The 12,524-nt window shown below is 70.5% G+C and carries 12 protein-coding genes; all 12 read left to right on the forward strand.

The window, feature by feature from the left end:
- Positions 1–8: 8 nt before the first annotated feature.
- A complete protein-coding gene (gene pilM / locus M3666_RS10590) occupies positions 9–1,061 on the forward strand; it encodes a type IV pilus assembly protein PilM (RefSeq protein WP_066657057.1) in 1,053 nt (350 codons plus the stop codon).
- Positions 1,058–1,774: a hypothetical protein gene (locus M3666_RS10595; protein ID WP_251155194.1), complete on the forward strand. Its 717-nt coding sequence runs from the start codon at positions 1,058–1,060 to the stop codon at positions 1,772–1,774. The genes pilM and M3666_RS10595 overlap by 4 nt, the downstream gene beginning before the upstream one ends.
- Positions 1,771–2,466, forward strand: a complete 696-nt coding sequence (locus M3666_RS10600) for a hypothetical protein (protein ID WP_251155195.1) — start codon at positions 1,771–1,773, stop codon at positions 2,464–2,466. The genes M3666_RS10595 and M3666_RS10600 overlap by 4 nt, the downstream gene beginning before the upstream one ends.
- Before the next feature lie 172 nt (positions 2,467–2,638).
- On the forward strand, positions 2,639–3,274 hold the full coding sequence (locus M3666_RS10605) for a hypothetical protein (protein WP_251155196.1): 636 nt from the start codon (positions 2,639–2,641) through the stop codon (positions 3,272–3,274).
- 52 nt (positions 3,275–3,326) lie between these two features.
- Positions 3,327–3,785, forward strand: coding sequence for a DUF6121 family protein (locus tag M3666_RS10610; protein WP_066657046.1), 459 nt, complete (start codon positions 3,327–3,329; stop codon positions 3,783–3,785).
- Positions 3,786–3,961: 176 nt separating this feature from the next.
- A complete protein-coding gene (locus tag M3666_RS10615; protein ID WP_209684902.1) occupies positions 3,962–5,095 on the forward strand; it encodes a hypothetical protein in 1,134 nt (377 codons plus the stop codon).
- A gap of 336 nt (positions 5,096–5,431) precedes the next feature.
- Positions 5,432–5,800: a 30S ribosomal protein S12 gene (gene rpsL, locus M3666_RS10620; RefSeq protein ID WP_058728453.1), complete on the forward strand. Its 369-nt coding sequence runs from the start codon at positions 5,432–5,434 to the stop codon at positions 5,798–5,800.
- A gap of 5 nt (positions 5,801–5,805) precedes the next feature.
- On the forward strand, positions 5,806–6,276 hold the full coding sequence (gene rpsG / locus M3666_RS10625) for a 30S ribosomal protein S7 (RefSeq protein WP_058742332.1): 471 nt from the start codon (positions 5,806–5,808) through the stop codon (positions 6,274–6,276).
- Positions 6,277–6,378: 102 nt separating this feature from the next.
- The gene (gene fusA / locus M3666_RS10630) at positions 6,379–8,493 is read left to right on the forward strand and encodes an elongation factor G (protein WP_066657042.1); all 2,115 of its coding nucleotides are present in this window, start codon (positions 6,379–6,381) and stop codon (positions 8,491–8,493) included.
- A 136-nt stretch (positions 8,494–8,629) separates the two neighbouring features.
- Positions 8,630–9,817, forward strand: coding sequence for an elongation factor Tu (tuf, locus tag M3666_RS10635; protein WP_058728450.1), 1,188 nt, complete (start codon positions 8,630–8,632; stop codon positions 9,815–9,817).
- Between the two features lie 143 nt (positions 9,818–9,960).
- Positions 9,961–10,938 (forward strand): DNA topoisomerase IB, encoded by a 978-nt coding sequence (locus M3666_RS10640; protein ID WP_066657035.1) that lies wholly within the window; start codon positions 9,961–9,963, stop codon positions 10,936–10,938.
- An 81-nt stretch (positions 10,939–11,019) separates the two neighbouring features.
- Positions 11,020–11,835, forward strand: coding sequence for a DarT ssDNA thymidine ADP-ribosyltransferase family protein (locus M3666_RS10645; RefSeq protein WP_066657034.1), 816 nt, complete (start codon positions 11,020–11,022; stop codon positions 11,833–11,835).
- Positions 11,836–12,524 lie beyond the last annotated feature (689 nt).

Here is a 12,524-nt window from a genome sequence, read left to right on the forward strand (position 1 = left end):
GCAGCACCATGGGAAAGAGCATCGTCGGCGTCGACATCGCCGCGTCGTCGATCCGCGCGGTCGAGGTCGGGGACGCCGACCGTGACCGCCCCGTCGTCCTCCGGGTCGCCGAGGTGCCGACACCCGAGGGTGCGGTCAGCCGCGGCGAGGTGCTCGAGCCGAACACGGTTGGGGCCGCGCTGCGGCAGCTCTGGTCGGTCGGCAGGTTCCGGTCGCGCGACGTCGTCCTCGGCATGGGCAACCAGCGGGTCCTCTCGCGTGACCTCACCGTGCCGCACGCTCCGCTCGCGCAGATCCGCGAGAGCCTCCCCTTCCACGTGCAGGACATGCTGCCGGTGCCGGTGGGGGACGCGATCCTCGACTTCTACCCGGTCAGCGAGGGTGTCGACGAGACCGGTCCGGTGATCAAGGGACTCCTGGTCGCGGCGATCAAGGACGCCGTGCTCGCCAACGTGCGCGCCGTGCGGCTCGCGGGCCTCAACCCCGTCGGTGTCGACCTCATCCCGTTCGCGCTCACCCGGGTCCTGAGCCCGACGCAGGCGCAGCACGGCACCATCGCGATCATCCAGGTCGGTGCGGACACCACGAGCGTCGTGCTCGCCACGGACGGCGTGCCGCAGTTCGTGCGGATCATCCCGTCCGGCGGGGACGACATCACCCGGTCGCTCGCCGGTCGACTCGACATCCCCTTCGCCCAGGCCGAGGCGGTGAAGCGGCACTTCGGCATCGGACCGGGGGCCCGCACGCCGGACGACGTCCGCGCCGTCGCGGCGGTGTTCGACACGGTGAACGAACTCGTGACGAGCCTCCGCAACACCATCAACTACTACGTCAACACCCGTCCGGACGAGGTCGTCGCCGGGATCGCCCTCGTGGGCGGCGGCGCGCAGCTCATCGGGCTGCGCGAGGCACTCGCCGACACGACACACCTGCCGGTCTCGACCCCCTCCGCATTCCGCGGTGCGGGCTTCGGGCGGGCGGTGCGCGAGGAGGACGTCCTCGCGCACGGCGACTCGGTGGCGGTCGCGTACGGACTCGCGGTGGGGAGCAAGGCAGCATGACCAGCACAGAGGAACGCACGGACGCGACGCAGGGTCGTCGGGGTCGGGCAGGCCGTCGAGCGGCTGCGGACTCGACCGCGGGGCGCACGCCCCGCGTCGACCTCCTGCCCGCGGAGGTCTACGTCGAGCGTCGGCAGCGCGCGGTCACGCGTCGCGCCTGGCTCGGTGTCGTGGTGGCGGCAGCCGCCGTCGTGCTCGCGAGCGGCGGGGCGATGGCGCACCAGATGGCCACGGCGGCGGCGCTGACCGCGGCGCAGGGTGAGACCACGACGCTCCTCGCCCAGCAGCAGCGGTACGCGGAACTGCGTGCGGCAGAACGCGACACCGACCTCCTCGACTCCGCCCGCGCCGTCGGCGGGTCGACGGAGGTCGACTGGGACGGCACGCTCGGCGGCATCCGGGACGTCCTGCCGGCAGACCTCGCGATCAGCGGGATGACCATCGCGTCCGCGACCGTGACGGAGCCGTTCGGGCAGCCGGCGGACGCAGGACGCACGCCGAGGGTCGCCACCCTCACGCTGACCGCCCGGTCGACGACGATCCCGTCCGTCCCGGACTGGACCTCGCGCCTGTCCGGGACCACCGGCTACCTGGACTCGTCGATCTCGTCGATCTCGTACGACGAGGACCGCGGCGAGTACACCTCCGTGATCGAGCTCGAACTCGATGCGCGGGCCTACGACGGCAAGTACGAGAAGGACGCCGACCGATGACGAAGCACCACCTGTCCCTCGTGATCGCGCTCGTGGTCTGCGCGGTCGTCCTGGCCGGGGGCTGGTTCCTCGGTGTGCAGCCGCAACTCGCGGCGGCGTCGTCGAACCAGGCGCAGCAGAGCACCATCGACGCGACGAACGACAAGAACCGTGCGGAGCTCACGCGGCTCGCCGCGGCGTTCGCCGGACTCGACGCCACGAAGGCCGAACTGGCGCAGCTCCGGGCATCGGTGCCGTCGACGACGGACAGCGAGTCCTTCGTCCGGCAGATCGACGCGAACGCCGCCGCGGCCGGCGTCCAGGTCACGAACGTCACCATCGGGGACGCCACCGCCTACGCCCCCGCCACCGAGCCCACGGCGGAGAAGACGGCAAACGCGGCGCCGTCCGCGGCCGCGACCTCGAGCACCGACGAGGACGTGCCCTCGGCGCAGCCGGCGACCGACCCTGCGGTCACCGACGCGAACTTCTCGCTCGTCCCCGTGACGGTGGCGGTGCAGGGGTCGTACGACCAGGCGCTCGCGTTCACGAAGGCGATGCAGTCCGGGTCGCGGCTCTTCCTGGTCTCCGGCATCGCGGCCGCGAGCGAGGAGGAGGACGACGCGCCCCCGATGGAGTCGCAGTCCTGGTCGCTCTCCGGATCGGTCTACGTCTTCACGGACACCTCGTCGACCGCCTCGACGAACGGCTGACACCCCCTCCGCAGAGCCCCCGCGAAGTGGGTGCGACACGCCACGCCGCACCCACTTCCGCGACACCCGTCGGTGTGCCTACGATGCTCCCGACGCCGCACTCGCGGCTGCTCACACCCCTCTCGGACGGTCGCCTCAGGACGGCCGTTCCTCGTCGTGCCCGGAGTCGCGCGTGTTGGTCGGAATCGTGGAGTTCCTCGGCTGGTTCGGAGCCGTAACCGTCCTCGCAGGTTACCTGCTGTTCTCACTGGGCAAGATCCCGAACGGGCCGCTCTACCAGTCCCTCAACCTGGTCGGCGGCCTCTCCGTCGCCGTCAACGTCGCTGCGCACCACGCGATCCCGTCGACGATCGTGAACGGTATCTGGGCGGTCATCGCGGTGGTCGTCCTGGTCAGGATGGGCCGCGCACGTCGGGCCGCCCGGAACCAGGCTTCGGCCCTGCCGAGCGCGTCGGCCCTGCCGACGGCGCCGGTCCTGCACAGCGAGCCGCCGACGACGACGGCGGTCCTGCCGGTCGTCGGGCCGGCCCTGCGCGACCACGAGGCGGAGCCGGGGGAGCGCGACCGCGGCGAGTCGCGCCTCCAGGACGGCACAGTGACGGCCCCCGTCGCTCCCATGACGGAGTCCGTCCCCGTCATCACGGCGACGATCGCGCTCGCGCTCGTCGCGGCCGCGCAGCACCAGGCGACCCAGGGCGGCCCCGAGCGGCACCAGGCGACCCAGGACGACTCCGCGCAGCACCAGGTGACCCAGGGCAGCCCCGCAGCGCAGGGACCCCAGCACGCGCAGGAGCACGCCGCACGGTGACGTGACGGCGCCGCAACCCGCCACCCAGGGTGCCCGGCAGTAGCATCGAGCCATGTCCCGGTGGCTGATCGCGACGATGACGTCGGTCCTCTTCATCGCGCTCGTCATCGCGGTGACGGGCTTCGAAGCCCTGCTCGCCGACGTCGAGGCGATCCCGCAGCCGGACGCGAGTCCCTACCTCGGCCCCACGATGGTGGTCGCGGCGGCCGCGGTCGTGTTCCTCGCCACCGCCGCGGGCATCCGCGAGGGCAACCCGGGCGTCACCGGGCTCGTCGCCGCTGCCGGTACGTACCTCGTCATGCTCGGCACGGGTGCGATCGGGTACTCGATGACGCGGGGCGACGGTACCGAGCTCCTCGTGTTCCCGGCGGGGTCCGCGTTGAGCCCGTTCGTCGTGGGGTCCGTCGTCGTGGCGCTGCTCTGCGTCGTCGGCGGCGTCTCCGCCGCCCGCTACCAGGCCCGGCAGCGTCCGGCGGGCGCGACCCCCGGCGTGGAGGGCGACCGCCGCTAGGAGTCACCCGCGCGCTCGGCGCCCCCCGGCTGTCGCGCGCCGTGCATGCGTGCGCCTCCGACCCCGCCCCGACTCCGACTCCGGCCCGCGCTCCACAGCGCCGGCCACAGCCCCGGTCCCGCGGCGCCGGTCGGCGGTAGGATCCGGGGGCACGCAACAGGCACGACGGGGGACGCATGACCGACCATGAGCCGGACGGGTGGGCACGTGTCCCGCACGTCGACACGATCCGCGGGACGCAGGAAGCACCGGTCCCGGCGGCCGTCCCCGTTGCACGACGGCCTCGTCGCCGGATGCGCCGCGGCGCACTGGTCGGGATCATCGCCGGCGGTGCCGCCGTGGTCCTGCTGCTCGCGACGGGGGTCGTCGGGTACGCGCTCCAGTCCTCCTCGCACTCGGCCGACCGGCCGGTGCGGGCCTTCCTCGACGACCTGACCGCCGGTCACGTCGACGACGCGCTGCGCCTGGCAGGTGTGGACCACGACGACGAGGACGTCCTGCTCACCGACGCCGCCTACGCGAAGGCGTCCGACCGGGTCACCGGGTACCGCATCGCGGCGACGCGCACCGACGGCGACACCGCGACCGTGCGTGCCTACCTCCGTCAGGGCGGCCGGGACGTCGCCTCCACCTTCACGCTCGACCGCACGGGGACCGACTGGGGGGTCTTCCCGGTGTGGGAGCTCGAGGCCCCCGACCTCGGCCGGGTGCAGGTCTCGGTGCGCGGCCCCGGCGGGACCCCGGTCGAGGTCGCCGGCCAGCGTGTCCGGACGTCCGACGACGGCATCGCGAACCTGACCGCGCTGCCCGGGACGTACGACGTGACCGTCGACGGCGGGAAGTGGTTCACGGCAGAGCGCGCCTCCGCTCGTGTCCCCGGGTTCAGCGGGACCGGTTCGGTGCCGGTGTCCTTGACGACGGAGCTCACCGACGACGGCAAGCAGGCCGCGCAGCAGGCGGTCGACCGCTGGGTGGACGGCTGCATCGCCTCCACCGACCCCGCCCCCGCGGGCTGCAGCTTCTACGCCTACGGCGAGGACCCGGCGTACACCTACACCAACCAGAAGTGGACGCTCGAGCAGCGCCCGGAGGTCACGGTCGGCGGTTGGCTGTCGCGCGGGTGGACGATCTCGACGACGACGCTCGGCCGCGCCACCTTCACCGCGGACATCTCCGGACCCGACGGCGTCGGCACGGCCACGGCGGGGCCGATGAACGTGAACGCGAGCGGGTACGTGTCGGGCTTCTCCGACGACGGCGCCACCTTCGAGTCGGCCGTCGGGAACGGGTCGTCGGACTCGGGTTCCTGACGCGGACCGGCCCGGACCCGCGGTCGACGGCCGGGAGGCCCGCCCCGCCTCCGCCCCGACCGGTGCGGTCCGGTACGGGGCCGGCCTGGCGCGTCGGCGGGTCGCTCGGAGCGCGACGCGCCCGGATTGATTTCGCCGTGTGACGCGGGTAGTCTCTACCGGGTGTGCGCTCTCGGGCGCGCCCGAAATCCCGGGTCACCCTCGTCGTCCTCGACGAGACCGTACCGGGTCATCCATCCCACGACCTCCCCTCCGCCGTCAGGCGGTGATCAGCGTGGGATGAGGAAGCCGACGGAAGGCGTCGGCCAGAACACGAGCGAAGAACCAGGAGAACAGTTGCCTACCATCCAGCAGCTCGTTCGCAAGGGTCGTACGCCCAAGGTCGTCAAGACCAAGGCGCCGGCACTGAAGGCGAACCCCCAGCAGCGTGGTGTCTGCACCCGCGTCTACACCACCACCCCCAAGAAGCCGAACTCGGCCCTGCGCAAGGTCGCTCGTGTCAAGCTCTCGAACGGCACCGAGGTCACGGCCTACATCCCCGGTGAGGGCCACAACCTGCAGGAGCACTCGATGGTGCTCGTCCGCGGCGGTCGTGTGAAGGACCTCCCCGGTGTGCGCTACAAGATCATCCGCGGTGCCCTGGACACCCAGGCCGTCAAGAACCGTAAGCAGGCCCGCAGCCGCTACGGCGCGAAGAAGGGTTGAGTTAGATGCCTCGTAAGGGTCCCGCCCCGAAGCGTCCCGTCGTCGCCGACCCGGTGTACGGCGCGCCGATCGTCTCGCAGCTCGTCAACAAGATCCTCCTGGACGGCAAGAAGGGCCTCGCCGAGCGCATCGTCTACGATGCACTCGAGGGCGTCACCGCCAAGAACCAGCAGGACGCCGTCGCGACGCTGAAGAAGGCGCTCGACAACGTCCGTCCGACCCTCGAGGTCCGCAGCCGCCGCGTCGGTGGCTCGACCTACCAGGTCCCGGTCGAGGTCAAGCCGCACCGCGCGAACACCCTCGCGCTCCGCTGGCTCACCTCGTACGCCAAGGCCCGTCGCGAGAAGACGATGACCGAGCGTCTCATGAACGAGATCCTCGACGCGTCGAACGGTCTCGGTGCCGCGGTCAAGCGCCGTGAGGACACGCACAAGATGGCCGAGTCGAACAAGGCCTTCGCCCACTACCGCTGGTAAGTCCGGCGCTGGTAGTCCCGGCTCCGGGTGGGTGCTGGCGGTCATGAACCGTCGGCGCCCACCCGGACGCCAACCTCTCCTACAACTCTTCCGGAGGAACCTGTGGCACAGGACGTGCTCACCGACCTGAACAAGGTCCGCAACATCGGCATCATGGCGCACATCGATGCCGGCAAGACCACGACGACCGAGCGCATCCTGTTCTACACGGGCATCACGCACAAGATCGGTGAGGTCCACGACGGCGCCGCGACGATGGACTGGATGGCGCAGGAGCAGGAGCGCGGCATCACGATCACGTCGGCCGCGACGACCTGCTTCTGGGACAACAACCAGATCAACATCATCGACACCCCCGGTCACGTGGACTTCACGGTCGAGGTGGAGCGCTCGCTCCGCGTCCTCGACGGTGCCGTTGCCGTCTTCGACGGCAAGGAGGGCGTCGAGCCCCAGTCCGAGACCGTGTGGCGTCAGGCGGACAAGTACGACGTCCCGCGCATCTGCTTCGTCAACAAGATGGACAAGCTCGGCGCCGACTTCTACTTCACCGTCGACACGATCATCAACCGCCTCGGTGCGGAGCCGCTCGTGCTCCAGCTCCCGATCGGTGCCGAGAACGACTTCGTCGGCGTCATCGACCTCATCGAGATGCACGCCAAGGTCTGGCCCGGCGACGCCAAGGGTGACGTGACCATGGGCGCCCAGTACGAGGTCCAGGAGATCCCGGCGGACCTCCAGGACCGCGCCGAGGAGTACCGCGCGAAGCTGATCGAGCGCGTCGCCGAGACCGACGACGCCCTGCTCGAGAAGTTCTTCGGTGGCGAGGAGCTCACCAAGGACGAGATCAAGGGCGCGATCCGCAAGCTCACGATCGCCTCCGAGGTCTACCCCGTCCTCTGCGGCTCGGCCTTCAAGAACCGCGGCGTCCAGCCGATGCTCGACGCGGTCATCGACTACCTCCCGTCCCCGCTCGACGTGCCGCCGATGATCGGCCACGACGTCAAGGACGAGGAGAAGGAGATCATCCGCAAGCCCGACGCCACCGAGCCGTTCTCGGCCCTGGCGTTCAAGGTCGCGGTGCACCCCTTCTTCGGTCGTCTGACCTACGTCCGCGTGTACTCCGGCTCGATCGAGTCCGGTGCCCAGGTCATCAACTCGACCAAGGGCAAGAAGGAGCGCATCGGCAAGATCTTCCAGATGCACTCCAACAAGGAGAACCCGGTCGACAACGTCACCGCCGGTCACATCTACGCGGTCATCGGCCTCAAGGACACCACCACCGGTGACACCCTGTGCGACCCGTCGGACCAGGTCGTCCTCGAGTCGATGACGTTCCCGGAGCCGGTGATCGAGGTCGCCATCGAGCCGAACACGAAGGCCGACCAGGAGAAGCTCTCCACGGCCATCCAGAAGCTCGCGGAAGAGGACCCGACGTTCCGCGTCGAGCTCAACGCCGAGACCGGTCAGACGACGATCAAGGGCATGGGCGAGCTCCACCTCGACATCCTCGTCGACCGCATGAAGCGCGAGTTCAAGGTCGAGGCGTCCGTCGGCAAGCCGCAGGTGGCCTACCGCGAGACCCTGACCAAGGTCGTCGAGCGCTACGACTACACGCACAAGAAGCAGACCGGTGGTTCCGGCCAGTTCGCGAAGGTGCAGATCGCCCTCGAGCCGATGGAAGTCACGGCCGAGAAGGTCTACGAGTTCGAGAACGCCGTCACCGGTGGTCGCGTCCCGCGTGAGTACATCCCGTCGGTCGACGCCGGTATCCAGGACGCCATGCAGGTCGGCATCCTCGCCGGGTACCCGACCGTCGGCGTGAAGGCCATCCTCAAGGACGGCGCGGCGCACGACGTCGACTCGTCCGAGATGGCGTTCAAGATCGCCGGTTCCATCGCCTACAAGGAGGCCGCCCGCAAGGCCGGCCCCGCCATCCTCGAGCCGATCATGGCCGTCGAGGTGCGTACTCCCGAGGAGTACATGGGCGACGTCATCGGTGACCTGAACTCCCGTCGTGGCCAGATCGCCTCGATGGAGGACGCCTCGGGCGTCAAGGTGGTCCGCGCGAGCGTGCCGCTGTCCGAGATGTTCGGCTACGTCGGGGACCTCCGGTCCAAGACCTCTGGTCGTGCGGTCTACTCGATGACCTTCGAGACCTACAGCCAGGTCCCGGCCAAGGTCGCCGAGGAGATCATCGCGAAGAACAGCGGAGAGTAACGCTCCGGCGTTCTCTCCACAGGCGAGGGTGCCCGGCGACGGGCCCCTCGTCACCAAGTACAGTTAGACACACACCCTGCTCGCCAACGGTCGTCAGACCGGGGGCGTGCTCTCCGAGTCCTGAGGAGGACCCACAGTGGCCAAGGCCAAGTTCGAGCGGACCAAGCCGCACGTCAACATCGGAACCATCGGTCACGTCGACCACGGCAAGACCACGCTCACGGCGGCGATCACCAAGGTTCTGCACGACCAGTACCCGGACCTCAACGAGGCCCGTGACTTCGCGCAGATCGACAGCGCTCCCGAGGAGCGCGACCGCGGCATCACGATCAACATCTCCCACGTCGAGTACCAGACCGACAAGCGCCACTACGCGCACGTCGACGCTCCGGGTCACGCCGACTACGTGAAGAACATGATCACCGGTGCGGCGCAGATGGACGGCGCGATCCTCGTGGTCGCCGCCACCGACGGCCCGATGCCCCAGACGCGTGAGCACGTGCTGCTCGCCCGCCAGGTCGGCGTCCCCTACATCGTCGTCGCGCTGAACAAGTCCGACATGGTGGACGACGAGGAGATCCTGGAGCTCGTCGAGCTCGAGGTCCGTGAGCTCCTCGGCTCGCAGGAGTTCGACGAGGACGCCCCCGTCGTGCAGGTCTCGGCGCTCAAGGCGCTCGAGGGCGACGAGAAGTGGGTCAAGTCCGTCCAGGACCTGATGTCCGCCGTCGACGAGAACGTCCCGGACCCGGTGCGCGCCACCGACCAGCCGTTCCTCATGCCGATCGAGGACGTCTTCACGATCACCGGTCGTGGCACCGTCGTCACCGGTCGTGTCGAGCGTGGCACGCTGGACCTCAACTCCGAGGTCGAGATCGTCGGCATCCGCCCGACGCAGAAGACCACGGTCACGGGCATCGAGATGTTCCGCAAGCTGCTGGACAAGGCTGAGGCGGGCGACAACACCGGTCTCCTCATCCGTGGCCTCAAGCGCGAGGACGTCGAGCGCGGCCAGGTCGTCGTGAAGCCGGGTTCGGTCACGCCGCACACCGAGTTCAAGGCGAACGCGTACATCCTGACCAAGGAAGAGGGCGGTCGTCACAACCCGTTCTACGCGAACTACCGTCCGCAGTTCTACTTCCGCACCACGGACGTCACCGGCGTCATCACGCTGCCCGAGGGCACCGAGATGGTCATGCCCGGCGACACCGTCGCCATGTCGGTCGAGCTGATCCAGCCGATCGCGATGGAGGCCGGCCTCCGCTTCGCCATCCGTGAGGGTGGCCGCACGGTCGGTGCCGGTACGGTCGAGGAGATCGTCAAGTAACTCCCGGTTCTCCGGAAGACACTGCGTCAGCGGGGTCGGGCCTTCGGGTCCGGCCCCGCTTCGTCGTTGCCGGCGGCCTTCTGGTCTCCTCCGGGAGCGTTCCCGGTGACGGGTCACAGGCGCTGACGGGCAACATCGTCGGAGTGACCCGTCTCCGCCGCTCCGCGACCAACGGTCGTGGCTACCACCGTGTCCGCAGCGGCAAGGGCTTCTCGTACCGCGACCCGGACGGGAAGACCGTCACGGACGAGGCCGTCCGGCAGCGCCTCGAGGACCTCGTGATCCCGCCGGCCTGGGACGACGTGTGGATCTCGCCGTACGAGAACGGGCACATCCTCGCGACCGGCAAGGACGGCGTCGGTCGTCGCCAGTACATGTACCACCCCGGTTGGCGCGAGCGGATGGACCGCATCAAGTACGACCGCGCGCTGGCCCTGGCGGAGTCGCTGCCGTCCGCGCGACGGATGGTGACGCAGGACCTGCGACGGCCCGAGCCCGACCGTCGGCGTGCCCTCGCCGCGGCCTTCCGGATGCTCGACCAGGGCTCGCTCCGGGTCGGCTCTGAGCGGTACGCCACGGAGCACGGCAGCCGCGGGCTGTCGACGCTGCTCTGTGCGCACGCGCACGTGTCGGGCGACGACATCGAGCTCGACTTCCCGGGCAAGAGCGGACAGGAGTGGTCCTCGACCATCCACGACCACGACCTCGCGCGGGTCATCGCCGGGATGAAGCGGCGTGGCCCGAACGCCCGCCTGCTGTCGTTCCGCGACGGACGGGGCGCGGAGTGGGAGCCCCTCGCCGCCGAGGACATCAACGAGTACGTGAAGGAGCGCGCCGGCGACGAGTTCACGGCGAAGGACTTCCGCACCCTGCACGGCACGGTGGCCGCCGCCGTGGACCTCGCGCGCACCGGACCCCAACCCAGCGAGGCGAAGCGCAAGAAGGCCGTCTCGCACGCCGTGAAGGCCGCGAGCGAGGAGCTGGGCAACACGCCGACCGTGTGCCGGCAGAGCTACATCGACCCGCGGCTGCTCGACGCGTACCAGCACGGCGAGACCATCGACCCCGAGCGCCTGCACGCAGCCGAGTCCGAGGTGCGTGCCCTGCTCTACCGACAGTGACGGAAGGGGGCGGATCATGACGTACGGTTGGACACCGTGCCCGACCTCCCCCACCCGGGCACGGAAGGACCCCTCCCAGTCGTGACCGACGAGTGCATCCACGGTTTCCCCACCGAGCTCTGCGACATCTGCTCCCCCCGACAGGCCGAGGTGCCTGCCGTCCCCACCACGCCGACGCCCCGTCGGACCCGCATCACCACCGACCTCCGCTCCACCCCGGCGCCCGCGCGCGGCTCGTCGTCGCTCCGGTCTCCCGCGGCTCCCGAGCTGCCGGAGCCCCGCGTCTTCGCGTCGCTCCGCGCGCACCACGCCACCCACGTCGACAACCTGTCGTCGATCGTCGCCGAGGGTGCGATCCTCGCTGCCGACGCGGCCGCCCCGGTCGTCGACGTCAGCTCGGCCGAGACGCGGGCCGCCCGCGCCGAGGCGAGTGCTCCCGACGGCGGACCCGTCTCCGGGCACGTGCCCTTCACCCTCTCGCCCGACGCCACCCGCTGGGACGAGCTCCGTCACGGTGCCGAGGGCACCCGGTGGTCGGACGCCGCCCGCCGCACCCGCGCGACCGAGTACGTCGTGCTCGTCGTGCCGGTGTCCGCGTTCGGCGCGTCGGTGATCGTGGCCGACCAGGACGCCGACGCCGACGACGTGCGGTTCGCCGTCGGTCCCGAGGCCGCGACGAACCTGATCCGCCGGACCGACTTCACCGACCCGGACATGCACGGGCTCGAGCTGCTCGCCGGTCCCCGGGTGCCGTTCTCGTCCGTCGCCGTGATCGGTGTGCCGAACGACCGCGTCCGACAGCAGGTCAAGTCGCTGCTCGCGCAGCACCGGGTCACCGGGCCCCGCGTCGCGGTCTTCCCGCCCTGGTTCGTCCCGCCCGTGCCCGAGGAGTTCTGACCGGGTCGGACGACCCCCCCACCATCGTGCCCGCTCGGCCTCGCCGAGCGGGCACGATCCGTTCCTCAGGGTTCGCCGGGCTGCCCGGTCCTCCTGCGCCGTGCCGAGCGGGCTGCTTCCGTCGCGCTCGGCACCTCGACCCGACCGATCCCGCCCGCTCGGCGCGCACCGCGCGGCGTGTCCTGCCCGCTCGCGGAGCGACGGGGCCGCACCGGCGCCCGCCGGAGCAGCGCCGGCGTGACCGATCCCGGCCACCGGAGGCGCCGCCGCGAGCACACCGAGCACCTCGGGAACGCGCCCGACGCGCCCGGGGTGCGCCGTGCCTCCAGGCCGACCGGAACCCCGCCGTTCCGGGGGAGCGAGCCGCTCCGCGCCCCACGGAATCCGACGACACGCCCGGGTTGCACGCACGGACGTGCTGTGCGAGACTTGTCCGGTTCCGAATTCCGCGGGCGTTCGCGCGCGCAGGATCACTGCTCTGGCAGTGCACAACCCCTCCGTCCAGCGGAGCTGGGTTGGGCCGCAGGCAGCAGAACACGATCGAGTCCCTCGTGAGCGCCTGGCCACTGCTGTGTCCAGGTGTGGGGGAAGCGACATGCCCACGCTGGACGGCCACGGTCGCCCTGCGCGGTTGACAGGAGAACAGCGGTCATCCCCCGAGGATGCGGCCGGTTGGTTCAGGAAAACAG

Origin of the sequence: Curtobacterium sp. ODYSSEY 48 V2 (genome assembly GCF_023712625.1) — a bacterium.
In the GTDB taxonomy this organism is placed as follows: Bacteria; Actinomycetota; Actinomycetes; order Actinomycetales; family Microbacteriaceae; genus Curtobacterium.

What these genes read in the sequence shown, in the direction of transcription:
- M3666_RS10615 (WP_209684902.1), top strand. Translation starts at nt 3,962, where the DNA reads ATGACCGACCATGAGCCGGACGGGTGGGCACGTGTCCCGCACGTCGAC.
- M3666_RS10595 (WP_251155194.1), top strand. Translation starts at nt 1,058, where the DNA reads ATGACCAGCACAGAGGAACGCACGGACGCGACGCAGGGTCGTCGGGGT.
- rpsG (WP_058742332.1), top strand. Translation starts at nt 5,806, where the DNA reads ATGCCTCGTAAGGGTCCCGCCCCGAAGCGTCCCGTCGTCGCCGACCCG.
- M3666_RS10610 (WP_066657046.1), top strand. Translation starts at nt 3,327, where the DNA reads ATGTCCCGGTGGCTGATCGCGACGATGACGTCGGTCCTCTTCATCGCG.
- pilM (WP_066657057.1), top strand. Translation starts at nt 9, where the DNA reads ATGGGAAAGAGCATCGTCGGCGTCGACATCGCCGCGTCGTCGATCCGC.
- M3666_RS10600 (WP_251155195.1), top strand. Translation starts at nt 1,771, where the DNA reads ATGACGAAGCACCACCTGTCCCTCGTGATCGCGCTCGTGGTCTGCGCG.